Below are 24,289 nucleotides of genomic sequence, written 5' to 3'. Positions count from 1 at the left end.
CACCCCCGGGCCCCCCCCCCCCGGCCCGGGGGGGCGGCGGCGCTCGACGTCTGGCTCCGGCAGCTCTTCCCGTCCCACCTGCCCGGGGTCAGCCTCCTCGCGGTCGGCGGGCTCGGCCGGCGCGACTGCGCGCCCTACAGCGACCTCGACCTGGTGCTGCTGCACCGCGGCGCGGCCGGCATCGACCGGATCGCCTCCGCCCTCTGGTACCCGATCTGGGACGCCCGCCTCGGCCTGGACCACTCGGTGCGGACCCTCCCCGAGGCGCTCTCCGTCGCCCACGACGACGTGAAGGTGGCCCTCGGGCTGCTCGACGCCCGGCACGTGGCCGGCGACCCGGCGCTCTCCGAAGAACTGATCACGGCCGCCTCGGACCAGTGGCGGCGGACCGCGGTACGCCTCGTGCCGCAGCTCAAGGAACTCACCACCGCCCGCTGGACCAGCCACGGCGAGCTGGCCTTCCTGCTCGAGGGCGACCTCAAGGAGGCCTGCGGCGGGCTGCGCGACGTCACCCTGCTGCGCGGCGTCGGCCGGGCCGGGATCGCCGACACCATGCGGCCCGCCGTGCGCGCCGCCACGCTGCGCCTGCTCGACACCCGCGACGCCCTGCACCTGGCGGTCGGCCGCCGGGTGGACCGGCTCGTCGCCCAGGAACGCAAGGCCGTTGCCGACCTGCTCGACATCGAGGACACCGACACGCTGCTGCGCCGGGTGTCCGGTGACGCCCGGACCATCGCGCACGCCGTCGACGACGCCTGGCGCGCCATCGACCGGCTGCGCGGCGGCCGCCGCCGAAGCGGCCCGTCCGGTCCACCGTCCCGCCGCCCGGTCGCCCGGGACGTCGTCGAACAGGACGGTGAGCTGGTCCTCGCCCGGACCGCCATCGGGCCGGTGCCCGACCCCAGCCTGTCGCTGCGGGTGGCCGCCGCGGCCGCCATCGTGCGCCTGCCCATCGCCCGGGCCACCAGCGAGTGGCTCGCCTCGTTCTGCCCGCCGCTGCCCACCCCGTGGCCGCCCGCCGCCCGCGCCGCGCTGGTCTCGCTGCTCGGCTCCGGCCCCGGCCTGCTGCCCACCTGGGAGGCCTGCGACCGGTACGGCCTGATCGACACCTGGCTGCCCGAGTGGGCCCGGATGCGCAGCCTCCCGCAACACCACCCGATCCACCGGTACACCCTCGACCGGCACCTGGTGCAGACCGCCTACGAGGCGACCGCCTACACCCGCGAGGTGGACCGGCCCGACCTGCTGCTGATCGGCGGGTTGCTGCACGACGTCGGCAAGGGGCTGCCCGGCGACCACAGCATCGTGGGCGCACCGATCGCCGCCGAGATCGCCACCCGGATCGGCCTGCCGCCCGCCGACGTGGCATGCGTCGAGAAGATGGTCCGGCTGCACCTGCTGCTGCCCGACGTGGCCACCCGCCGCGACCTGAGCGACCCGAAGACCATCTCCACGGTCGCCGAGGCGATCGGCGACCCGGCCACCGTCGACCTGCTGCACGCGCTGGCCCGGGCCGACTCGCGGGCCACCGGTCCGGCCGCCTGGTCCGACTGGAAGGGCCGGCTGATGGCCGAGCTGGTCGGCAAGGTGCACACCGCCCTCGACACCGGCGCCCTCCCGGAGCCGCCGGAACCCGACCCGGAACTGCTCGACGGGACGCTGCCGGTGGTGCACCTGGACGGCGACCGGGTCGCGGTGGCCGCCGCCGACCGGCGCGGACTGCTCGCCGGGGTGGCCGCCTGCCTGGCCATGCACCGGCTCGACGTGGTGGGCGCCAACACCGTCACGGTGAACGGGCGGGCCATCGTCGAGTTCTACACCCAACCGCGGTACGGGTCGCCGTACGATCCGGTTGCTCTCGCGGCCGATCTGCGCCGTGTCGGCGCCGGCGACGTCTCGGTGACCCAGCGGGTCCGCGCCCGCGCGATGAGCGCGCGCGGCGGCACCGCCTCGCCCCGGGTGGTCTGGCAGCGTGACGTGGCCACCGACGCGGTCGTGCTGGAGCTGCGCGCCGCCGACTCGCCCGGCCTGCTGTACCGGGTGACGCACGCCCTCGACGAGGCCGGCGCGGAGATCCGGGCCGCCCGGATCTCCACTCTCGGCACCGACGTGGTGGACGCGTTCTACCTGGTCGGCACCTGGTCCCCGGCCGACCGGGACCGGGTGGCGGCGGCCGTCCTGGCAGCGGTTTAGCGTCACCCGGGCGGTCACCCGGCGTTGATCCGAGCGGATCATCACCGGGTACGGACGGAGAGCCGATGGCTGACGCGCAGCCGGTCGCATTGCTGGACGATCACGTGGCCCTGGCGGGCGCCGGGGCGGAGGTGTCGCTGCCGAACTCGGCGATGCGCACCCGTTCGGTGGCGGCCCGCCGGGTCCTCGCCCGCGCGGCCGGGGTGACCCTCGAGGAGGCGCTGGAGGCGGCCCGGGCGGGTGACGCGCGCCGGCTGCGGCGCCGGGCCGACCCGGCACGGCTCGCCGGGCTGGCCCAGACCATCGCCTTCCAGGAGGAGCTGCCCGGCGACCGGGACGACGCACTGGCCCTCTACGGGCTGCTGCGGACCGCCCTCCCGCCCGAGCACCAGGCCCTGCACGCCCAGCTGGCCTACGTCTGGCAGGGCCCGGAGAAGGCCCGGGAGCTGCTCGGGGCGTACCGGCGGATCCCGGCCCCGGCCCGGGAGGCCCTGGAGATCGACCTGGCCAACCCGTACGCCGGCGGATCCGCCCCGGAGGAGGTCTGGCTGGCCCGGTTCGGCCGGCTCTTCCCGGACCCGCCGCCGGTGCTGGCGGCCGCCCCCGAGCGGACCCCGTTCGACCGGCTCGCCGGATCGGCCGGGCAGCCCGCGGAGACCGGCGGTGAACGGGTCACCGTCGTGGTGACCGCCTACCGGCCCGGACCGGGCCTGCTCACCGCGGTCCGGTCGATCGCCGCCCAGTCCTGGCCGGACCTGGAGATCATCGTGGTGGACGACGCGTCGCCGCCGGAGCACGACGCCGTCCTCGCCGCCGCCGAGGACCTGGACCCCCGGGTACGGCTGATCCGGCTGCCGGAGAACCGGGGCACCTACGCGGCCCGTAACGCCGCGCTGGAGGTGGCCCGCGGCGACTTCGTCACCTTCCAGGACTCCGACGACTGGTCGCATCCGCGCCGGATCGAACTGCAACTGCGGCCGCTGCTCGACGATCCGGCCGTGGTGGCCTCCACCTCGGAGGAGATCAGCGTCACCGACCAGCTGGTGATGACCCGCCCGGGGATCCGCCGCGGCCGGGTCAACGTGTCGTCGCTGCTGTTCCGCCGGGAACCGGTGATCGGGCGGATCGGCTGGTTCGACGAGGTGCGCAAGGCCGCCGACTCGGAGTTCCTGGAGCGGATCCAGACGGCCTTCGGCAAGCGGGCGGTCCGCCGGGTCAGGCGGACGCTGGCCCTGGTCCGGCTCTCCGAGGGCTCCCTGTCGCGCGCCGAGATCCGGGCCTACTGGATGCACCCGGCGCGGGCCGCGTACATGTCGGCGTACCGGTGCTGGCACGCCTCGGAGGGTCCGTTGCACCGGGCCCGGTCCGGCGCCGACCGGCCGTTCGTGGCGCCGGCCCACCTCAGCGGCGGCACGGCGACCCGCCGGTACGACGTCGTGGTGGCCGCCGACTGGCGGTTCCTGGCCGGGGTCCAGCGGTCCGCGCTCGCCGAGATCGCCGCCCTGCGCGAGGCCGGCCGCACCGTCGCGATCCTGCACCTGGAGGCGCTGCGCTCGGTGCACCGGCGGCGTCGCGGCCTCAGCCCCGGGGTGCAGCGCCTGATCAACGCCGGTCGACTGGACCAGGTGCTGGAGACCGACCCGGTCGAGGCGGAGATGGTGCTGGTCCGGCAGCCGGAAGTGCTCCAGTTCGCGCCGGAGGACGGCTGCCGGATCCGGCCCGGCCGGGTGCTCGTGGTGGCCGACCGGGCGCCGGCCCGCCGGGACGGCGCCGACCGCCGGTACACCGTCGACGCGGCAGGTGCGGCGGCCACCCGGCTCTTCGGCGCCGAACCCCTCTGGTGCCCGCAGGACCCGGGCGTACGCGCGCTGCTGGACGGCGTGGAGCTGACCGCCTTCGACCTGCCGGCCGTCGTCGAGCCGCACGACGTGGCCCGCCCGCTGCCCGACCCGCACGGCCCGGCCGTCATCGGCACCGACCTGTGCGACGCCGGCGAGTGGCCCGGCGACCTGGGCGCGGCGCTGGACGTGCCGCGCCGCTGCGCCGGGGCCGACGTCCGGCTCCGGCTGCCGGAGAGCCCGCTGCGGCCGTCCGCCCTGCCCCCGTCGTGGCTGGCCTACGAGGCGGACGACCTGGACCCCCGCACCTTCGCCGCGCAGCTCGACTTCTACCTGCACTTCCCGCCGGACGAGGCGGTCGAGCTGGTGTCCCGGCCGGCCCTGGAGGCGGCCGCCACCGGCTGCGTGGTGCTGGTGCCGCCGCGTCTCGCGACCGCGTTCGGCGACGCCGCGGTGCCCTGCGCCCCGGCCGACGTGCCGGCCCTGGTGCGCCGCTACCAGTCCGATCCGGCCGGCTACACCGCGCAGAGCCGGCGGGCCCGGACCGCCGTCGAACGCGACCACCGCCCCGGGCTTCTGGCCGAGCGGCTCGGCGCTCTGCTCCCGAGCGCGCCGGCCGAGGGCGTAACGAGGCCACGATCCGCCCCGTTACCCCGGGGGAAGTGCACCCAGGAGGAGTTGTCAGCATGAGCACCCTGAGCCGAACACGTCGCCGGCTGCCACGTTTGACCAGTCCGCAGGTCGCGGTGCCGGTGTCCGCCGGCGCCCTCTGCGCCGGGGCCGTGGCCACCGCGCTCACCGGGTACGACAAGATCGCCGTCGCCCTGATCGCGCTGCTCGGCGCCGTGATCGTGGCCGGGCTGCTGCTGGTGTACCGGCGTCTCGCCAAGGTGCAGAAGGCCGGCGTCGCCGCCCAGCAGGCCCTGCGCACCACGGTCGAGGAGATGCAGCGCCGCCTGGTCGCCGCCGTGGAGCGGGAACGGCTCACCGCCGGCGACCGGCACCTGGAGCTGGCCGAGGCGATCGCCCTGGTCCGGAAGCTCACCGACCACAAGGCCGGCTCCGCCGAGCTGCGGTCGCTGCCCCGCGAGTTCGAGGCGACCGTCCAGCTGTTCCAGGGTTTCACCCCGCGTGCGCCGATGCCGTCGTCCGGTGGATTCGCGCTCAACCCCACCGGCCTGCTGGAGCTGCTCCACCTGATCCGGACCCGCAAACCGCGCCTGGTCCTGGAACTGGGCAGCGGCACCTCGACGGTGTGGATCGCCTACGTGCTGGAGAAGTCCGGTGGCAAGCTGGTCTCGCTGGACCACGAGCCGGGGTACGCGAACCGGACCCGGCAGGCGCTGGCCGCCCACGGGCTCACCAAGGTCGCCCAGGTGCGGGAGGCGCCGCTCGCCCCGGTCAACATCGAGGGCCGCGACTACCCCTGGTACGACCCGGAGGCGCTGGCCGACCTGCACGACATCGACTTCGTGCTGATCGACGGCCCGCCCGAGGCGATCGGCGCGGACGCCCGCTACCCGGCCCTGCACATGATCGAGAAGCGGCTCGCCGACCGGGCCACCGTGGTCTTCGACGACGCCGGGCGGCCCGACGAGCAGGCCGCACTGGCCGCCTGGACGCAGCGGTACGAGGGGCTGACCCGGGAGGGCGAGCTGCTCGGCCGGCACGCGGTACTGGCGTTCGCCCGGCCGCCGGCGATGGCCACCACCCGCGGCTGACCATGACCATCACGCTGCCCGGGCGCCGGAGCCGTCCGTCGCCCGCCGCGGCGCATCCGGCGTACCGGGGCGACATCGAGGGGCTGCGCGCCGTCGCGGTGCTGCTCGTCGTCCTGGCCCACGTGGGCGTGCCCGGGATGGCCGGCGGGTTCCTCGGCGTCGACGTCTTCTTCGTCGTCTCCGGGTTCCTGATCACCACGCTGCTGCGCCGGGAGATGGCGTCGACCGGGCGGGTCGATCTGGTGCGGTTCTACGCGCGCCGGGCCGTCCGTCTGCTGCCGGTGGCCACCCTGGTGATCCTGGTGAGCCTGGCCGGCGCCTGGTTCTGGGCGCCGCCCACCCGGTTCGCCTCGTTCGCCCACGACGCGCTGGCCGCCGCCACCTACACGATGAACCTGCGGCTCGCCGGCGCCGAGACCGACTACTTCGGGGACCCGGCGCCGTCGCCGTTCCAGCACTTCTGGTCACTGGCCGTGGAGGAGCAGTTCTACCTGGTCTGGCCGCTGCTCATCCTGCTGGCCCGGGGCCGGTGGGCGCTGGCGGTGCTCACCGCCGGCACGGTCGCCTCGCTCGCCTGGAGCCTGCAACAGACCGGATATTTCGGTACGCAGGGGCGAGCCTGGGAACTCGGCGCCGGCGCGATCCTCAGCTACCTGGCGATCCGGCGGCAGCTGCCGTGGCTGGGCTGGGCCGGGCTCGCGGCCGTCCTGCTCGGGGCGGTCACCGCCGACGAGAGCCACACCTTCCCCGGGCTCGCGGTCGCCGGCACCGTCGCCGTCATCGCGGCGAACGGCAACCGGCTGCTGGAGACGGCGCCGATGCGCTGGCTCGGCCGGATGTCCTACGGCTGGTACCTGTGGCACTGGCCGCTGCTGCTGATCGCGCCGGCCGGCCTCGCCGCGAGGACCGCCGCCGTCACCGTCGCGCTGGGACTCGCCGTCGCGAGCCACCACCTGCTGGAGAACCCGGTGCGCCACCACCGCCTGTGGACCGTACGCCCCCGACGTGGCCTGTTCCTCGGGCTCGGCCTGTCCGCCGCGGCCGCCGCGATCGCCGCCGCCGGCATGGCCCACCCGCCGCCCGTCCCCACCCGGGGCGACGCCCCCGACGTGCGGCGGGCGGTCGCCGCCGCCGGGGACCCGTCGATCACCCTGAGCCGGCTGATCGCCGCCGGGCAGACCGCCACCGACCTGCCGCGCAACCTGAAACCCACCTTCGCGGCCGCGGCCCGGCAGTCGCTCGCCCCGCAACGCGACGGCTGCCACGTCGGGCTGTCCGGACCGTTCCGGCCGACGAGCGACTGCGCCTACGGCGACCGCGCCTCCGACCGGGTGGTGGTGCTGTTCGGCGACTCGCACGCCCTCCAGTGGTTCCCCACCATGGAGGCGCTCGCCCAGCGGCACGGCTGGCGGCTCTACAACTTCACCCGCAGCTCGTGCAGCCCGGCCGAGATCGCCGTCAACGAGCGCCGGGCCCAGCGCCGCTACCTGGAGTGCGACGACTGGCGGCGGGAGGCGCTGGCCCGGATCGCGCGACTGCGGCCCGGGCTCGTGGTGGTCTCGTCCAGCGTCAACTACCGGCAGCTGCTGGCCGAACCGTCGGCCACCCCGGACGCCGTCTGGCAGAGCGGCTGGGTACGCACCCTGGCCGCCCTGAAACGCAGCTCCCGGCACGTGACGATGCTGACCGACACGCCGATCTTCAAGCCGGCGCCGGACGACTGCCTGAGCACCCGGTCGACCGCCATCTTCCGCTGCGCCGCCCCGCGCGGCGACGTGCTGCTCGATCCACGATGGCGGGAGATCCAGCGCGCCACCGCGGTCGCCGCCCGGATCCCGGTGGTCGACCCGGTGCCGTGGCTGTGCGCCGAGAAGTGCCCGCTCGTGGTCGGGAACACCCTGGTCTACCGGGACAGTCATCACCTGACGGAGGCGTACGCCAAGGTCGTCGCTCCGTTGATGGACCCGCACCTGCCGCGAGTGTGAGAAAGGGCGTGCCCCCGCCCGGGGGTGATGGGCGGGGGCACGCGCGCGGTGCGGGGGCACCGCGCGGGCCGGGAGGGGGTTCCGGCCCTGCCCCGTTCTCATCGGCTGCCGCCGCCCCGTCTCGATGCCCGCTCGGGTGCCTTCCCGTCACCACCCGGTTGCTTCGGCCGGCTCTCAGAGTTTGAGCAGCGCGGTGACCGCGTCCCCGTAGCGGGCGTGGGCGTGATGGGACTCGGCGAAGGCCAGGGCCCGCTCGCTCTGGGCGAGCAGGGCGGCCCGGTCGCCGTGCAGGCGGGTGATCACGGCCGGGACGTCCTCGTCGGTGGCGTAGACGGCCGCCGGGCCGAAGTCCGGGCCGAACCGGTGCGGCACGACCGGTACGCAGCCGGCCGCCATGGCGATCAGCACCTCGGGGCAGGCCGGGTCGGCCGGGTCGTCGTCCGTCGGCAGGTGCAGGTAGAAGTCGAGCTGGTGGAGGAAGCCGCGGGTGTCCAGGTCGGCCGGGCGGTAGACCAGCCAGCCGCGGTCCGGCTTCTGGGCCGGACGGTTGAGGTCCAGCATCCGGACGTCGACGCCCGCGGACCGGGGCAGGATGCCGCGCAGCCGCTGCCATTCCGCCGGGCCGTCCGCGCAGATCCGGCCGATCACCGGGCGGTCGGCGCGCGGGCCGGGCCGGTGCAGCTGCCAGCGGCGCAGGTCGACGGTGCCGGGCAGGTCGGCGGCGGTGAGCCGGGCGCCGAACGGGCCGGCGGTCAGGCCGGAGCGGGACGTCGGTCCGGTGGGCGCCCACAGCGGTTCGACGCCGAACAGCCGGCGGGCCTCGGCGGCACAGTGCGCGGCGGCCGGCGCCCACGCCGGGTCGGACTCGATGACCACCAGGTCGCCGCGGACCCCGGACGGGGTGCCGGGCGCGAACCCGAGCCCGGCCGGGCCGTGCACCAGGATCAACCGGGCGTGCACCTCGTCGGCGAGCACCACCTGGTCCACCTCCCCGGCGTTGATCATCTGTTGCAGGGCGGGATCGATCCGGGCCGGGCGGCCGGCGACGCCGGTCAGCTCGTCGAGGTGCAGCACGGCGACCGTGCGGCCGGGCCGGAGCACCGCCCGTACCCGCTCGGCGACCGGCCAGGCCAGATCACCGCGGGTCCGCCAGTCACCGGCCAGGATCACGTCGAAGGTGGACCGCCGGTCCGCCGCGTCCCCGGCCAGACCGCGGGGCACGGCGAACGTCCGGTGCCGCGGAGCCCGCGGCCGGACCGCCGGCTCCTTCCCGGCGGCGACCCGGGTGTGCCAGGCCTGGAAGGCGGAGAGGTACGCGTGCCGCGCCGGGATCATCCAGCCCGGCCCGATGTCGGAACCGGACAGCGACCCGGCGCCGAGCCGGATCAGGGCCAGCGGCTCGGCGCCCAGGTGCCGTACGGCGGGGCGGCCGAAGACGGCGCGGGCGCGTTCCACGTACTCGGCGTCGGCGCCCTTGCGTACCGGGTCGAGGTAGCCGAGCCGGTCCAGGGCGGCCTCCCGGCGGATCATCAGCGACGACAGGTTGTACGACCGGAACTCGGCGAACCCCGGCCGGGTCACCACCAGGTCCTCGGTCACCCGGATGGCCGCCGAGGTGGTCGCCACCGGCCCGTCCGCTGCGAGCAGCGGGGTGACCTGACGTTCCAGCCGCAGCGGGTGGGACCAGTCGTCGGAGTCCTGGAAGGTGACGAACTCACCGCTCGCGTGGTCGAGGCCGGCGTTGCGGGCCTGGTAGGTGCCACCGTTGACGGGCAACCGGATGATCCGTACCCGGGGGTCCAGCTGCGCCGCCCGGGCCAGCACCGCCCCGTACGCGTCTCCGGACCCGTCGTCGACGACCAGGATCTCGTGGTTGGTCCAGCTCTGTGCCACCAGGGACCGGACCGCCGTGATCAGTTCCGGTCCCGGCCGGTACGTCGTGACGATCGTGGTGATCCGGTGCGCCGACCCGGTGCGGGTCACCGTCCCGGACCGGATCCGGTCGAAGGAGGTCGCCGCGGTTCCGTCCAGCGACAGCCCCGGGGCGGGCAGCAGCCCGGCGAACCGGCCCGGCCACTCGTCCTTGGTGGCCAGGTCGACCACCAGCGCCTCACGGACCGGCGCGGGCACCTCCGGATAGTCGGCGAGCAGCTTCGCGACGCGGACCGGGTCGCCGGCCGCGAACGCGATCTGGGCGTGCAGCCCCTGATGCGGGGGCGCCACCCCGGCCGGCCCGAAGGTGCGCAGCAGCGAGTCGAACAGGGCCAGCCCGTCGGCCCGGTCGCCGGGGTACAGGTTCTGGCAGGCCACCACCCGGGCCAGCTCGCCGAGCGTCCACGGGTCGGCGTCCTGGAACAGCCGTCCGTCCCGCGCCGCGGCGACGAGTTCGTCGGCGGAGCGGCGGGCGGCGGCGTACGCCATTAGTGTCCGGGCCGCCGCCGACCGAGTGTGCAGGGCGGCCGTGGCGGGCCCCGTCGGCGCCACCGCGGTCAGTTGCCGCCAAGTGCGTTCCAGCAGTTCCCTGCCGTACGCGTCCGGTGTCGTGTGCTGCCTGCGCAAGGACCCCCCTCAACTGTCGGCAGGATCAACGCACCGGGGCCGGGGAGCGTGACGCCGGGCCTGGACGGTTCGTTGACCCGACCATGACCGCGACCGTCCACGACGTGGCGATCCTCTCGGACTTCCGATACCCGGGCGGCACCTCGACCAGCATCGCCGCGGAGATCCGCGCCCAGGCCCGGGCCGGGCTCACCACGGTGCTGGTGCACGTGAGGTCGCCGCACCTCAAACGGAACGGGCCGTTCCATCCGCTGCTCACCGAGCTGATCAAGGACGGGTCGGTGTACCTGGCGGCCGAGGGCGAGGAGATCGCCGCACGGTTGCTGGTGGTCCGGCAGCCCCGGATCTTCACCGAGGACGTGAAGACCGTTCCACCGATCCGTGCCGGGCGCGCCGTGATGGTGCTCAACCAGGCGCCCGGCGACGCCGAGGACCCGGCCCGCTACTACGACTTCGCGGCCGTCCGGCAGCGGGTCGAGGGCTACTTCGGGGCTGGCATCGAGTGGGCGCCGATCAGCCCGCTGGTGCGCGCCGAGGTGCTCCGGGCCGACCCGGGCGCGCCCCTCACCGCCACCGACTGGCACGAGATCATCGACGGGTCCGAGTGGTGGACCGACCGGCCCGGCCCGGTCGGCGCGGTCCCGGTGATCGGCCGGCACGGGCGGCCCGACCCGGTGAAGTGGCCGCGGACCGTGCCGGAGCTGCTCCAGGCCTACCCGGACACGCCGGGCATCCGGGTCCGCATCCTCGGCGGCGGCGAGCTGGCCGTGGAGAAGCTCGGCCGCACCCCGGCGAACTGGGAGATCATCGAGTTCGGCACCCAGGAGCCGGCCACGTTCCTGCGCGGGATCGACTTCTTCGTCTACTTCCACGACCCCGACCTGATCGAGGCGTTCGGGCGGACCATCATGGAGGCGATGGCGGCCGGCGTACCGGTGGTCATCGGTGAGCACTTCCGGCCGCTGTTCGGCGACGCGGCGCTCTACACCACCCCTGAGGGGGTGGTCCCGCTGGTCCGCTCCCTGTACGCCGACCCCGGCCGCTACCGTGCCGTGGCGCTGCGGGCCCGCGAGTTCGTCGAGACCCGGTTCGGCTACCCGTCACACCTGGCCCGGCTGGCCGACCGCGGCGTCCGCCCGGGCGCCCCGCCACCCCTGGCGCTGGCCCCGCCGCCGCCCCCGCCACCGGCGGCGGTGCTGCTGGTCAGCGACAACGGGGTCGGCCTCGGTCACCTGTCCCGGCTGATGGCGATCGGCCGGCGGCTGCCCGACGGCACCCCGGTGGTGATCGCCACCCAGTCGCACGGCGCCCTGGTGGCCCACCGGGAGGGGTTCCTCACCGAGTACATCCCGTCCCGGAAGACGCTCGGCCTGCCCCGTGACGACTGGGCCGAACTGCTGCGCAGCCGTCTCGAGTACCTGATCGAGCTGCACCGCCCGGCCGTCGTGGCGGTGGACAGCGTGCCGCACGACGGCATCGTCGCGGCGGCCCGCGCCCACCCCGGGATCACCTGGGTGTGGGTGCGCCGCCCGATGTGGCGGCGCGACACCGGCACCGAGTGGATCGAGCGGCGGGACGCCTTCGACCACGTCCTGGAGCCGGGCGAGTTCGCGGCCGCCGCCGACGAGGGCCCGACCGTCGCCGACCGGGCCGGGGTGCGGCTGGTCGGCCCGATCACCTACCTGGAGCCGGACGAGCTGGCCGAGCCGGAGGACGCCCGGCAGGCCCTCGGCATCGAACCGGACCGGCCGGCCGCCCTGCTCCAGCTCGGCGCCGGCAACATCAACGACATCGCGTCGCCGATCGCCCGGATCGCCCGGCACCTGCGCGCCGCCGGCTTCCAGCTGGTGCTGGCCGAGTCGGCGATCGCCACCGAGCCGATGCCGCCGGTGGAGGGGGCGCAGATCGTGAAGCTCTACCCGATGAGCCGGTACCTGCGCGGATTCGACCTGGTGGTGAGCGCCTCGGGGTACAACTCGTTCCATGAGCTGATCGCCTTCGGCATCCCGGCGGTCTTCCTGCCCAACCGGGAGACCGGTCTGGACGATCAGGTGAGCCGGGCCCGGTTCGCGGCGGCCGCCGGCGCCGCGCTGATCATCGAGGACCCGGACGGTCCGGACCTGGACCGGGTCCTGGCCCAGGCGGTGCGCGCCGAGGTCCGGGAGGCGCTGAGCCGCCGCTGCGCCGAGGTGGCCCCCCGGGGCGGCGCCGCCGACGCCGCCGGATGGCTGGCGGACTTCATCGATCGACCGGAGGATGCACGGTGACCGACAGTGGCGAGGAGATGCAGGCGCTCGTGGTCCGGCTGCGTACCGTCGAACAGGAGCGGGACGCCTGGCGGACCCGCTGCGCCGGCCTGGCCGGGGAACGCGACCGGGAACGCGACCGGGCCCTGCGGCTGCGCGGCAGCGGCTCCTACCGGCTGGGCCGCACCCTGGTCTCCTTCGCCCGGGACCCGTTGCAGGGACCGCCGCGGCTGATCCGGCGGCTGGTCGGCCGGATGCGCGGCCGCCCGGGCAAGCCGGCCCGCCGCACCCGTACCGGCAAACGCCCCCAGTCGGCCCGCCTGTACGTGGCGATGGGCCTGGAGCTGCCGGCGCTGCGCGAGTTCACCCAGACGTTGCTGCGGCGGCTGACCGTCCAACCCGACCACCGCGCCGTGGTGCTCACCGACAACCCGGAGTTCTCGCTGCTGCGCAACTCCGGCCTGATCCTGGAGTACCTGCCGGACCGGTGGACCTGGGAGCGGCACCGGCCGGACCGGGCCTGGGACGAGGTGCTCGCCGGCCGCCTGTCCCGCCTGTACGCCGAGCACACCGCCACCCACGTGGTCTTCGTCGACCCGGAGCGGCCCCCGGCGCTGACCGAACTGCTGGACGACACGACCCCGTCGGCGCCGGGCTCGTTGCGGCAGACATGACCGCCCCCACCACCGTGATCCCGGCGCCGCCCGCCGCGGCGCCGCCGGTCTCCCCGCCACCCCTTCTCTGGGGACACGTGGCCCGGCGCTGCGTGCTGGCGCCGGTCGTGGTGCTGGCCCCGCTGCTGGCCGTCGCGCCGGCCCGGGACCACCGGTTCAACGTCTACTGGTACGGCGGCATGTTCCGCCACGACCCGGCCGCGATCGTGTCGCACACCATCGCGAGCAGGGACGCCTACCTGCGGCTCGGCGACTTCCGGCCGCTCGGGCGGATGCTGGAGAAGTCGCTCGACCTGCTCGCCTTCACCGGCATGCAGGAGCTCGGCCTGCCGGCCACGGTGACGCTGCGGGCCGTCTCGATCGGCGCGGCCGTCCTGCTGACCCTGGCCGCGGTGCTGTTCGCGGAGAGCGTGCTGACCCGGGGACGGCTGTTCGACGGCACCCCCTCGCGGGTGGCGCTGCTGCTGCCCTACGCCGTCGCCGCCGGGTTCGTGGCGTCCGGACCGGACAGCACCACGCTCCTCTTCGGCGGCCTCTACCTGACCAGCGCGGCCCTGGTCCTCACGGTCGCCGCGGCGGCCTGCCGGCTGGACCGGCTGCGCTGGTGGAACGGTGTGCTCGCGGTGACCGCCGGGGCCGCTCTCGCGATGTTCAACGAGCCCGCCTACTTCGCCGTGCCGCTGGCCACGGCCGCCGTGCTGATCCGCGGCCGGTTCGTGCTCGGCCTCAGCGGGCGGGAACTGCTCACCTCGGCCGGGGTACGGTTCGCCGGCCTGCTGTGGGCCGGATTCCTGCCGGCCTTCGGGACGGTCCGCTGGATCATCCGCGGGCTCTGCGCGCGGGGCGGCTGCTACCCGGGGTCGGACCTGGCCCTGGACGAGCGGTCGGTGCTGCTGCTGCCGGTCCGGATGGTGGCCTGGCTGCCGCCGCTGCAATGGCGGGCGGCCACCGCCGCGACACCGGGGGACTGGCTGCGCGGTGTGGTGCCGGTGGTGGCGCTGCTGCTGCTCGGGGTGCTCGCCGCGCGTACCCTCTCGGTTCTGCCGAAAGCGGGCGCCCCGGCCGCACGCCCGCTCCTGGGTCTCGCCGCGCTCAGCGTGGTGGTCATGGTCTGCGGCGCGCTGCCGGCCACGCTGAGCGTCGCGGTGCGCGTCGCGATGAGCGGCCGCCAACTGTGGGAGCAGGGCTGGCGGGACACGGCGCTGACCGTCCCCGGTGGGATGCTGCTGGTGGTGGCGCTGCTGGTGCTCGCCGGGCGGCGGGCGACCGTCGGGGCGCTGGCCGCCCTCGCGCTGCTGGGGGCGGTCTCGGCCACCGCCAACCGGGCGTACGCCGAAGGCGTCGCGGTCCAGCCGGCCGCGCAGCTCGACAACCGGATCGCCGCGGCCATGGCCGCGTTCGAGCGGGGCCCGGCCGGTGACGCCCGGCGTTGCGCGCTGGTGGACGAGGTGCTCACCGCCAACCGCAACAAACCATATCTGCAACGGACCTATCGGCAATCGCTCGACACGGCGGCCCGCGCCCTGGCCGGCGTCCCGTTCTGTGAGCGGACCCGATGAGCCCGCTGATCTCGGTGGTCGCGCCGATCTACAACGAGGGCGCGGTCGCCGACCGGTTCGTGGCCCGGCTCGCCGAGGTGCCCACTACGAGCTGGTCCTGGTCGACGACGACTCGTGGTCCCGGATCGCCCGTCACCCGCTGGTCCACGGGCTGCGGCTGACCCGCGACTTCGGCGAGGAGGCGGCGCTGCCGGCCGGCCTCGAACACGACGCCGTCGTGGTGATCGACTCCGATCTCCAGCAACCGGGCCGGACAGGGCCTCGGCAGCCGGATCCGGTCACGGGCTCTTCAACCGCGCCTTCACCCGGCTCACCCGGGTCGACCTCGTCGACGTGCCCGGCCACGGCCGTGGGGTGGCTTGATCTTTTCGGCTGGCTGTCAGCCTGGCTCAACGCCGTCGAGACAGCCTGACAACCAGCCGGACCACCGATCTCCGCCCGGCGGCGCCTCGCGGGCGGGACCGCGCACGGACCTCGCGGCGCGCCACGAGACGGCGCGGAATGTGGTTGGGGACGTTCCATCCCGTACCGGGGAAGGGTTTGAGGATCGGACGGCCCGGCGCCGGATGGGGACGAGAGACGGCCTGGCGCCGGATCGGGGGACGGCTCAGAGGCGGTGTGCTTCGCGGGTGGTGGTCACGCCTCGGGTGTCGAAGAAGCGTTTCGCGGTGCGGGCCAGTTCGTCCGGGTCGTATTCGCGGTGGTTCTGGACCAGGATCACCAGGTCGGCGGAGGCGGTCGCGCCGGACAGGTCGTCGGTGCGGGAGACCGGCACGCCGTCCAGGTCCCAGGTCGTCACGTGCGGATCGTGGTAGGCGACCGTCGCGCCGAGCGCGGCCAGCTGCCGGGCCAGCGGGGCGGCCGGCGACTCCCGCTGATCGGCGATGTCGGCCTTGTAGGTGATGCCGAGCAGCAGCACGGTCGCCCCGCGGACCGCCTGGCCGTCGGCGTTGAGCAGGTTCTGGGCGCGCCGGGCCACATAGGCCGGCATGGTCGTGTTGATCTCCTGGGCCAGCTCCACGAACCGGAACGGGTAGCCGAGCTTGCTGCGCACGTTGTGCGAGAGGTAGTTCGGGTCGATCGGGATGCAGTGGCCGCCCACGCCCGGCCCCGGATAGAACGCCTGGAACCCGAACGGTTTCGTGGCCGCCGCGCGGATCACGTCCCACAGGTCGATGTCCAGCTCGTAGCAGAACCGCGCCATCTCGTTGACCAGTGCGATGTTGACGTGCCGGTAGGTGTTCTCCAGCAGCTTGGCGGTCTCCGCCTCCCGGGTCGACCGGGTCCGCACCACGGTCTCCACGAACCGGCCGTAGAACGCCTCGGCCCGGTCGGTGCACGCCGGGGTGTAGCCGCCGACCACCTTCGGCGTGTTGTGCGCCCCGTAGACCTCGTTGCCCGGGTCGATCCGCTCCGGCGAGAACGCCAGGTGGAAGTCGATGCCCGCGGTCAGCCCGGACAGCTTCTCCAGCCGGGGGCGCACCTCGTCGTCGGTGGTCCCGGGATAGGTGGTGGACTCCAGCACCACGAGCATGCCGGGCCGCAGGTTGCGGCCGATCGCCGAGGTGGCCCCGAGGACCGCCCGCAGGTCCGGCCCGTCGCCTTCGGCGAGCGGCGTGGGCACGCAGATCACCGCGGTCCGGGCCTGCCCGATCAGGGTCTCGTCGGTGGTCGGCAGGAAGCCGCCGGCCAGCATCTTCGCCACGTCGGTGTCGCTCAGATCGTCCACGTGGGAGCGGCCCTCGGCCAGGCTCCGGACGACGTTCTCGTCGACGTCGAAGCCGAGCACCGACATGCCGGCCCGGATCGCCTGCTGCGCCAGCGGCAGCCCGACGTACCCGAGTCCGAGGATGACGACGTCGTAACTCAAGGAGGTCTCCTTCGAAGTTTGGTCAGGCGACGGGCGGCAGCGCCACGTCGGGCGGGACCGGCCGGTCGGTGTTCGGCCGCCGCGGCGCCGCGATCGCCCGGAGGACCCGGTGCTGCGACTCGAACGGCGAGACGAACGGCAGGTAGGCGGGAAGGAACTCGGTGACCAGCGCCTCCTGGTCGGCGACCGCGGCGCTGTGCACGTCCACGTCGTTGAGGCAGAACGCGTCGAGGTCCCGGGAGCGCAGCAGCTTGGCCAGCCGCAGCGGCGTGGCCGGCTGGGCGAGGTCGGTGTAGAGGTAGCGGATCCGGCCCGGCGCGGCCCGGCCGGTCAGGTACGCGTAGTACTGCTGGAGCGACGAGAGCAGCGAGATGTCGTCCGGATGCCGGAACTGGTGCCCGGCCGTGGCGTTCACGTGCTCGGCGAACCGTTCCTCGATCTCCTCGATGACGCTGCGCCGCGACGGGTGCGGCGTGTGCATCATCTTGCGGGTCAGCATCCGGCCGAAGGTCTCCTGGATGAGCCGCCGGTTGTTCTTGGCGGCCGAGTCGGCGGGCCGGTCGGCGGGCCCGCGCGGCGCGGTGTCCACCCGGGCCGCCGACGCGAAGAACTTGGCCAGCCCGCCCGCGGTGAAGAACAGCTCGGGGCCGACCGGGCGGCCCAGGATCACGTCGTCGTTGAGGTAGAGGAAGTGTTCGGCCAGCCCCGGGATCCGGTGCAGCCGCGACTCGATGGCCTGCGAGTTGAAGGTCGGCAGGGTCCCGGTGTCGCCGAAGATCTCCCGGTGGTTCACCAGGGTGAGCCGCGGGTGCGCCCGGTCCAGCCAGGACGGCGTCTGATCGTCGGTGACCAGGAAGACCCGGTGCACCCAGGGGGCGAAGCAGTGCAGGGAACGCAGGGAGTAGCGCAGCTCGTCGCGGCTGACGTACCGGGAGTCGTTGGCGGCCTGCGCGCTGACGCCGCCGACCCACGGGTTCCGTTCCAGGGCCCGGGCCTTGCGCCGCTGCCACTCCGGGTCGCCGCCGTCCACCCAGGTGTAGACCACGTCGATCGGGAAGTCGATGCGCTCCGGGTCGACCGCGGTGAACACCCGCCGGGTCCGGTACGCCGTGGTGTCGTCCCGGGCCGCGAACGACCCGAAGACCGGTTCGGCGGCGATCGTCTCCGGCTCGTCCACCGGGATCTCGTCGGCCACCGGATTGCGCCGCGGCGCGATCAGCCGGTCCTTCGTCACCCGCCAGAACTCGACCTCACAGCCCAGTTCGGGTCCCAGCACCAGACTGCCGCCGGGGTCGGTGACCGGCCAGGACACCGACACCACCTCGGCTTCGCGCCGTCCGCGCCGGCCGGCCGGGCGAACCGTCCGCAGTGTTCCGTGATCCCCGGTGACGAGTTCGGCGAGCAGGCGCAGGGTCCGTTCCCGGTCGGTGTGGCGGACCGCCACCGTGGTCCGGACGGCGGCCCGGACCGGCACCCGGAACCAGTCGATCCCGGCCCGGTCCAGGGCCTGGACGACCCGGTCCAGGTTGCGGCGGCGTACGTCGGCCGGGGCGGCGGCCGGGTCGACGCGGGCGGTCAGCCGGCCGGCCGGGGTGCGGACCCGCAGCGCGGTGGCGTCGGCGGGCCGCCGGCCGGGTCCCAGCGGCATCAGGGTCCGGGCGATCCGGAGGCGCCGTTCGGGGGCGACGCGGGGCAGGACGCGTGTCTCGACCGTCTCGAAGATCCGCTGTCGAACCGACCAGGGGGTCAGCCGCAGGATCTGTCGCAGGGCCACGCCGTAGTCCTTTCGCCGCACGTTCGACGACATAACGGCGACGCCGAGACGGAAGTTGCGGTCTATATCAGGAGTTGCACCTGTTATCTGCGGTATACCCGGCTTCGTCCCTGTATCGGGGGGAAACGCGGAAGCCCCACCCTTAGGGGAACGGATCGGGGTCTCGGCCGATGCGGGTGGTTGCGTGGACAGGCCATGGTGGAAAGCGGCGACGACGCGACGACGGCGGGAGGCCGTGATGGGCAAGGCAGTCGGATATCTGGTGGCACTGATCGCCGGAGTGGTCGTGGTGGGCTGGGTGGCCAGCGCGATCCTCGGCCCGGTGCTCTTCTACCTGATCGTGGGCGCTCTCGTGCTCGGCGGCGGTGCTCTTCTCTACGCGAAGGTGAAGAAGGGCCTGGCTCCCGGCACCCGGACGCAGCGGCGGATCGAGGCGGCTGCGCGGACGTACCGGATGCGGAACCGGTGACCCCGGGACGGTCCGGCTAGGCTTGCGGTCGACGCCAACAGTTACGACCAACGGGAAGTCGCATCGTGTTTGACACCTTGAGTGACCGCCTCTCCGGGATCTTCGGCAAGCTCCGCGGCAAGGGCCGGCTCACCGATGCCGACATCGATGCCACCGCCCGCGAGATCCGTCTCGCGCTGCTGGAGGCGGATGTCGCGCTCCCGGTGGTCAAGGCGTTCATCGCCAACCTGAAGGAGCGGGCGCGCGGCGCCGAGGTCTCCCAGGCCCTCAACCCGGCCCAGCAGATCATCAAGATCGTCAACGAGGAGCTGATCCAGGTCCTCGGCGGCGAGAGCCGGCGGCTGCAGTTCGCCAAGCAGCCGCCGACCGTGATCATGCTGGCCGGTCTCCAGGGCTCCGGTAAGACCACGCTGGCCGGCAAGCTGTCCCGCTGGCTGAAGGGGCAGGGCCACCAGCCGCTGCTGGTCGCCTGTGACCTCCAGCGCCCTAACGCGGTCAACCAGCTCCAGGTGCTCGGCCAGCGGGCCGGGGTGGACGTCTACGCCCCGCAGCCGGGCAACGGCGTCGGCGACCCGGTGCAGGTCGCGCGTGACTCGATCGAGCACGCCAAGCGCACCGCCAAGGACATCGTCATCGTCGACACCGCCGGCCGCCTCGGCATCGACGCCGAGATGATGCGGCAGGCCGCCGACATCCGCTCCGCGGTCGACCCGGACGAGGTCATCTTCGTCATCGACGCGATGGTCGGCCAGGACGCCGTGCGCACCGCGGAGGCGTTCCGCGACGGCGTCGGCATCACCGGTGTGGTCCTCTCCAAGCTCGACGGTGACGCCCGCGGTGGCGCCGCGCTCTCCGTCCGGCACGTCACCGGCCAGCCCATCCTGTTCGCCTCCACCGGTGAGAAGCTGGAGGACTTCGACGTCTTCCACCCCGACCGGATGGCCGGGCGGATCCTCGACATGGGCGACCTGCTGACCCTCATCGAGCAGGCCGAGCAGGCCTTCGACGAGGACCAGAAGGAGAAGATGGCCAGCAAGCTGCTCGGTGGCGAGCAGTTCACGCTGGAGGACTTCCTGGACCAGCTGATCGCGGTCCGCCGGATGGGCCCGATCGCCAACATCCTCGGCATGATGCCCGGGATGGGCCAGCTCAAGGGCCAGCTCGACGAGCTCGACGACAGCCACTTCGACCGGGTCACCGCGATCATCCGCTCGATGACGCCCGGCGAGCGCAGCAACCCGAAGATCATCAACGGCTCCCGCCGGTTGCGTATCGCGAACGGCTCCGGCGTCACCGTGATGGACGTCAACCAGCTGCTGAACCGCTTCGCCGAGGCGCAGAAGATGATGAAGCAGATGACCGGGATGATGGGCCTGCCCGGTTCCCGGCGCAGCGCCACGAAGAGCTCGAAGAACAAGCGCAAGGGCACGAAGGGCGGCAACCGGCCGCGGGTCGGCGGTCGTCCCGGCGGCATGCCCGCCGGGTTCCCGGGCGGGATGCCGCAGCTGCCGCCGGGGCTGGACCCGGGCGCGCTCGGTGGTGGGCAGGGGATGCCGCCCGGCTTCAAGCTGCCGAAGCTCGACTTCAACAAGCTCAGCAAGCCCCCGAAGGACGACGATCGCTGACCTAGTCACTCGTCAGGCTGTATTGCGCTAGGTGTCAGGGGGCAAGTAGCATGGGCGGCGATCCACGTGAGGAGGAGCTCGTGACCGCTGCCCTTCAGTTACCTGACAAGCAGGACTGGACCGTCGACGACCTGGCCAGCCTTCCGCCGGATCTCAACTATGAGTTGATCGACGGAAGGCTGATCTTGCCGTCCCCTACCGGCCTACATCAGATCCTTGGAAACAAGATCGCAACCGCTCTGGAGCAGGGTTGTCCTGAGGGCTACAGCGTCGTGACCGACTACTCGATGGAGGTCGATCGCCGCAATGAGCCTCGGCCGGATGTGGTGGTGGTGCACGACAGCGTCATCCTGAGGACTCCCGCACCCATCGACCGGGCGATCCTCGCTGTCGAGATCATTTCGCCCAGTTCGCACTGGCGTGACATGCATGCCAAGGCGCGTGTCTACGCCATGGCCGGCATCGGCGCTTACCTGGTCGTCGACCCGGTCACCTTCGATCACGGCGTGGTGCTGACCGAGTCTCGGATCAGCGACAGGGGCGACTACGAGATCGTCACCAGCACCAGCGAGGCCTTCGAGACCGAGAAGCCTTTCCCAATCAAGATCAATCTCGCGGCCTTCACGGCGCTGCGTGATAAATACCTCGCTGCACAGGACGATGCTTGATCCGGTAGGACTTAGGCATGGCGTTTCATGTGCGTGGGACGGTTCTGCCGGACGGTGAGGTCCGGGATCTGTGGCTGGTGGGGGACAGGGTCACCTTCGAGCCGGTGGCCGGTGCCGAGACGATCAGTGACGGCGGGTTCGTCGTGCCGGGGCTCGTCGACGCGCACTGCCACCTCGGGATCGCCTACGGGGCCAAGCCGATCGAGAGCGTCGGCCAGGCCCGTGAGCTGGCCCATCAGGATCGGGACGCGGGCGTGCTGGCGCTTCGGGACGCGGGCTCGCCGTACCCGTACCCCGAATTGGACGACGAACCGGGCGTGCCCCGCCTCGCCCGCGCCGGACGGCACGTGGCCGCGCCTCGCCGCTATCTGCGCGACATCGGCGTCGAGGTGGCCGGTGCGGAGGTCGCCGCCGCCGTCACCGAGCAGGCGAAGGCCGGGACCGGCTGGGTGAAGCTGGTCGGCGACTGGATCGACCGTTCGGTGGGGGATCTCGCCCCGAGCTGGGACGCCGCGACCATGGCCGCCGCCGTCGAGGCCGCGCACGCCGCGGGCGCCCGTGCCGCCGTCCACACCTTCTCCGAGGAGGGTGTGGAGATCATGGTCCGGGCCGGGGTCGACTCGGTGGAGCACGGCACCGGGCTCACGCTGGACCTGATCGACGAGATGGCCCGGCGGAAGACCGCGCTGGTGCCCACGATGATCAACATTCGTACGTTCGGGAAGATCGCCGACAGCGCGCGCGGCAAGTTCGACGGGTACGCCGACCACATGATCGCGCTGCGCGACCGGTTCCCGTCGGTGGTGCTGGCCGCGCACGAGGCCGGCGTCCCGATCTACGTGGGCACCGACGCGGGCGGCGGCATCCGGCACGGGCTGGCCGCCGAGGAGATGCTCTACCTGCACGAGGCCGGCATCCCGGCGGTCGACGTGCTGGCCGCCGCCTCCTGGCGGGCGCGCGAGTGGCTGGGTTTCCCCGGCCTGGTCGAGGGCGGTCTCGCCGACCTGGTGGTCTACGACGCCGACCCGCGCGCCGACCTGCGTGTGGTGCGGGCCCCGCGCCGGATCGTGCTGCGCGGGGCCGTCATCAAATGATCAGCGGGTGAAGCGCCAGATCCGCAGCTCCCGGCCGGCGGGGCAGGTCAGCACCGTCTCGTCCCAGTCGCACCTCCCGGAGACCTCCGGGAGGACGCCCAGCTTGCTCTTCTTGTAGTCGATGGTGGAGACGCCGCGGGCGGTGTACTTCCGGTCGCCGGCGTCCTGGGTGAGGGTGAGCACGTTGCCGTCGTCGAGGAAGCCGCCGAAGCCGTTGTCGGAGTACATGGCCTGGCCGTTCGGGTCGTAGAGGGCCGTGCCGCCGTTGCCGCCGAAACTCATCATGATCCGGCCGTCCCGCATCGAGGCGACGCCGCTGCCGGGCACCGCCCCGGTGGTCCGGAGCACGGTTCCGGTCGCGGCGTCGATCATGACGAGGCGAGCCTCCCGCTCGCCCTGCTGTTCGAGGACGCAGACCCGCTCGCGTTCGCAGGGGACGAAGTGCGTCCAGCTCCATGTGCCCTGACTCGGCGGGAACACCTGGGTCGGGGTTCCGAGCTGAAATCCGTTCTCGATCGTCTCGGTGAGGTAGACGGTCCCCTCGTACGCGGTGATCTCCATGACCCCCTCCCAACGCGGCGAGGCGAGTGCGGCGGCCGCCGAACTCACCCGGCTCTGGATCCTCGACCGGACCTTGCCGGTGCGGATGTCCCGGATCACCACCCGGCCCTTCCCGGTCAACTGCACCAGACGGTTGTCGCTGTACGGGTAGGCCCTCTCCGTGGACGGATCGAAGAGCGCGTCGTTGCCGCTGCCGAACTCGCGCCCGTCGGCCTCGGTCGCCATCCCGCTCATCAGCACCGGACGGTCCGCGCCGCCCGGTGCCGACCACAGCCGCCGCCCGCTGGCCAGGTCGTACGCCTCGGTCACCCCGGTCGTGTTGATCAACCGGACCAGGGTCTCCTCGTGCAGCACCAGCCGGTCGTCGTCGGTGTAGGCGAGCTTCCACCGTTCGGTGCCGGTGGCCGGGTCGTGGAAGTACAGGATCCGGTCCTGCGGCGCGTCGATCTCCCCGCTCGCCACGTTCAGCTCGCGCAGCAGGATGACCGCCTCGGCGGTGGCCGCCACCCCACGGAAGTAGCTGTCCGAGCTGCTCAGCCGCCACAGGGTGGCCCCGGTCGAGGCGTCCACGGCGACCGTCTCGTGGCCGCCGCCCTCGATCGTGGAGAAACCGATCACCCGGTTTCCGGAGATCCGGGCGTTGTTCCACATCCGGCCCTCGGCGAGCCGCGGCGGCTCGCCGACCGGGGCGAGGCCGCGGACCCGGGCCGGGGTGGTGGCCGGGAGGATCGGCTCGGCGTGCCGGTCCCGGGTGACGGCCAGGCCGGCGCCGGTGAGCACCAGCAGCACCGCCAGGCCGGCCAGTGCGGCGCGGTTGCGGGTGCGGCGCTGCCGGCCGCGTTCCCGGGCCCGCTCGGCGCCGGCCAGCGGAAGCGTGTCGGCCTGCCGGCCCAGGGCGGTGAACAGGTCGTCCAGGTCAGCGGGCACGGCGGGCTCCTTCCGGGGTGACGGTGGCGCGGGTGTCACCCAGGGTGGCCGCCAGCGCGGCGCGGCCCCGGGACAACCAGGACTTGACGGTGTTCTGCGAGGCGCCCGACTCGGCGGCGATCTCGGCGATCGACCGGTCCAGCAGGTAGTGCAGGGCCAGGGCCCGTCGCTGCTTGTCCGGCAGGTCGCGCATCGCCCGGACCAGCAGGACGACGTCCTCCGACGGCGGGTTGACCGGCGGCGTCGGTGGTTCGGCGGCGGCCCGCGCCCGGCGGACCCCGAGGCGGCGCCAGCGGTCCGCGGACAGCCGGTTCACCACGAGCCGCAGCCAGGCCTCCGGGTCGTCGTACCCGGACACCCTGCGCCAGCGCTGCCACGCCCGCGCGTACGCCTCCTGCACCAGATCCTGAGCCTCGCCCGGATCACCGGTGAGTCCGTACGCGTATCGCAACAGCCGCCGGGAGGTGTCCCGGTAGAAGCCATCGAAGTCCATCCGTCACCCGTCCTTCTCCGATGAGGGACACGG

General features: G+C 73.5%; 16 protein-coding genes and 1 pseudogene. 12 read left to right on the top strand and 5 right to left on the bottom strand.

What is annotated here, in order from left to right; genetic code table 11:
* Nucleotides 1-21: 21 nt before the first annotated feature.
* From J5X75_RS01685 to J5X75_RS01670, 4 genes and pseudogenes are all read left to right on the top strand, one after another.
* A pseudogene (locus J5X75_RS01685) lies at nt 22-2,193 on the top strand ([protein-PII] uridylyltransferase); the annotation flags it as partial.
* Between the two features lie 65 nt (nt 2,194-2,258).
* Nucleotides 2,259-4,721 carry a glycosyltransferase family 2 protein gene (locus J5X75_RS01680; RefSeq protein ID WP_208465367.1) on the top strand — a complete coding sequence of 821 codons (2,463 nt, stop codon included), beginning with the start codon at nt 2,259-2,261 and terminating at the stop codon, nt 4,719-4,721.
* Nucleotides 4,718-5,752 (top strand): O-methyltransferase, encoded by a 1,035-nt coding sequence (locus J5X75_RS01675; protein ID WP_208465365.1) that lies wholly within the window; start codon nt 4,718-4,720, stop codon nt 5,750-5,752. The genes J5X75_RS01680 and J5X75_RS01675 overlap by 4 nt, the downstream gene beginning before the upstream one ends.
* A 2-nt stretch (nt 5,753-5,754) precedes the next feature.
* A complete protein-coding gene (locus J5X75_RS01670; RefSeq protein ID WP_208465363.1) occupies nt 5,755-7,737 on the top strand; it encodes an acyltransferase family protein in 1,983 nt (660 codons plus the stop codon).
* Nucleotides 7,738-7,911: 174 nt separating this feature from the next.
* On the opposite strand, the gene J5X75_RS01665 is transcribed toward J5X75_RS01670, so the two are convergent.
* A complete protein-coding gene (locus J5X75_RS01665) occupies nt 7,912-10,296 on the bottom strand; it encodes a glycosyltransferase family A protein (protein ID WP_208465361.1) in 2,385 nt (794 codons plus the stop codon).
* An 83-nt stretch (nt 10,297-10,379) separates the two neighbouring features.
* Here J5X75_RS01665 and J5X75_RS01660 point away from each other — a divergent pair, with 83 nt between their 5' ends.
* Genes J5X75_RS01660 through J5X75_RS01645 form a run of 4 tightly spaced genes read left to right on the top strand, consistent with a single transcriptional unit; the run spans nt 10,380 to nt 14,936 of the window.
* Nucleotides 10,380-12,563: a glycosyltransferase gene (locus tag J5X75_RS01660; RefSeq protein WP_208465359.1), complete on the top strand. Its 2,184-nt coding sequence runs from the start codon at nt 10,380-10,382 to the stop codon at nt 12,561-12,563.
* Nucleotides 12,560-13,216 (top strand): hypothetical protein, encoded by a 657-nt coding sequence (locus tag J5X75_RS01655; protein ID WP_238487114.1) that lies wholly within the window; start codon nt 12,560-12,562, stop codon nt 13,214-13,216. The genes J5X75_RS01660 and J5X75_RS01655 overlap by 4 nt, the downstream gene beginning before the upstream one ends.
* A complete protein-coding gene (locus J5X75_RS01650; RefSeq protein ID WP_208465355.1) occupies nt 13,213-14,775 on the top strand; it encodes a hypothetical protein in 1,563 nt (520 codons plus the stop codon). The genes J5X75_RS01655 and J5X75_RS01650 overlap by 4 nt, the downstream gene beginning before the upstream one ends.
* Nucleotides 14,772-14,936: a glycosyltransferase gene (locus J5X75_RS01645; RefSeq protein ID WP_208465354.1), complete on the top strand. Its 165-nt coding sequence runs from the start codon at nt 14,772-14,774 to the stop codon at nt 14,934-14,936. The genes J5X75_RS01650 and J5X75_RS01645 overlap by 4 nt, the downstream gene beginning before the upstream one ends.
* Before the next feature lie 446 nt (nt 14,937-15,382).
* Here the strand turns inward: J5X75_RS01645 and J5X75_RS01640 are convergent, their stop codons facing one another.
* Together J5X75_RS01640 and J5X75_RS01635 are read right to left on the bottom strand one after the other, a co-directional pair.
* Nucleotides 15,383-16,645 carry a nucleotide sugar dehydrogenase gene (locus tag J5X75_RS01640; protein ID WP_208465353.1) on the bottom strand — a complete coding sequence of 421 codons (1,263 nt, stop codon included), beginning with the start codon at nt 16,643-16,645 and terminating at the stop codon, nt 15,383-15,385.
* 22 nt (nt 16,646-16,667) lie between these two features.
* Nucleotides 16,668-18,419 carry a stealth family protein gene (locus tag J5X75_RS01635; protein WP_307797884.1) on the bottom strand — a complete coding sequence of 584 codons (1,752 nt, stop codon included), beginning with the start codon at nt 18,417-18,419 and terminating at the stop codon, nt 16,668-16,670.
* A gap of 238 nt (nt 18,420-18,657) precedes the next feature.
* Between J5X75_RS01635 and J5X75_RS01630 the strand changes: the two genes are divergently transcribed.
* From J5X75_RS01630 to J5X75_RS01615, 4 genes are all read left to right on the top strand, one after another.
* Nucleotides 18,658-18,888, top strand: coding sequence for a hypothetical protein (locus tag J5X75_RS01630; RefSeq protein WP_208465351.1), 231 nt, complete (start codon nt 18,658-18,660; stop codon nt 18,886-18,888).
* Between the two features lie 65 nt (nt 18,889-18,953).
* Entirely contained in the window at nt 18,954-20,513 is a 1,560-nt protein-coding gene (ffh, locus tag J5X75_RS01625; RefSeq protein WP_208465350.1) for a signal recognition particle protein, read from the top strand.
* Between the two features lie 80 nt (nt 20,514-20,593).
* On the top strand, nt 20,594-21,181 hold the full coding sequence (locus tag J5X75_RS01620; protein ID WP_307797883.1) for a Uma2 family endonuclease: 588 nt from the start codon (nt 20,594-20,596) through the stop codon (nt 21,179-21,181).
* Nucleotides 21,182-21,198: 17 nt separating this feature from the next.
* Nucleotides 21,199-22,275 carry an amidohydrolase family protein gene (locus J5X75_RS01615; RefSeq protein ID WP_208465348.1) on the top strand — a complete coding sequence of 359 codons (1,077 nt, stop codon included), beginning with the start codon at nt 21,199-21,201 and terminating at the stop codon, nt 22,273-22,275.
* Here J5X75_RS01615 and J5X75_RS01610 read toward each other — a convergent pair whose 3' ends face one another.
* Nucleotides 22,276-23,763 carry an outer membrane protein assembly factor BamB family protein gene (locus J5X75_RS01610; RefSeq protein ID WP_208465346.1) on the bottom strand — a complete coding sequence of 496 codons (1,488 nt, stop codon included), beginning with the start codon at nt 23,761-23,763 and terminating at the stop codon, nt 22,276-22,278.
* Nucleotides 23,753-24,256, bottom strand: coding sequence for a SigE family RNA polymerase sigma factor (locus tag J5X75_RS01605; protein ID WP_208465345.1), 504 nt, complete (start codon nt 24,254-24,256; stop codon nt 23,753-23,755). Before J5X75_RS01605 ends, J5X75_RS01610 begins: the two co-directional genes overlap by 11 nt.
* Nucleotides 24,257-24,289: the final 33 nt, after the last annotated feature.

Source organism: Actinoplanes flavus, from assembly GCF_017592555.1.
Lineage (GTDB): Bacteria > Actinomycetota > Actinomycetes > Mycobacteriales > Micromonosporaceae > Actinoplanes > Actinoplanes flavus.
The sequence above is the reverse complement of the archived record's forward strand: the minus strand, read 5'-3'. Positions and strand labels throughout refer to the sequence as shown.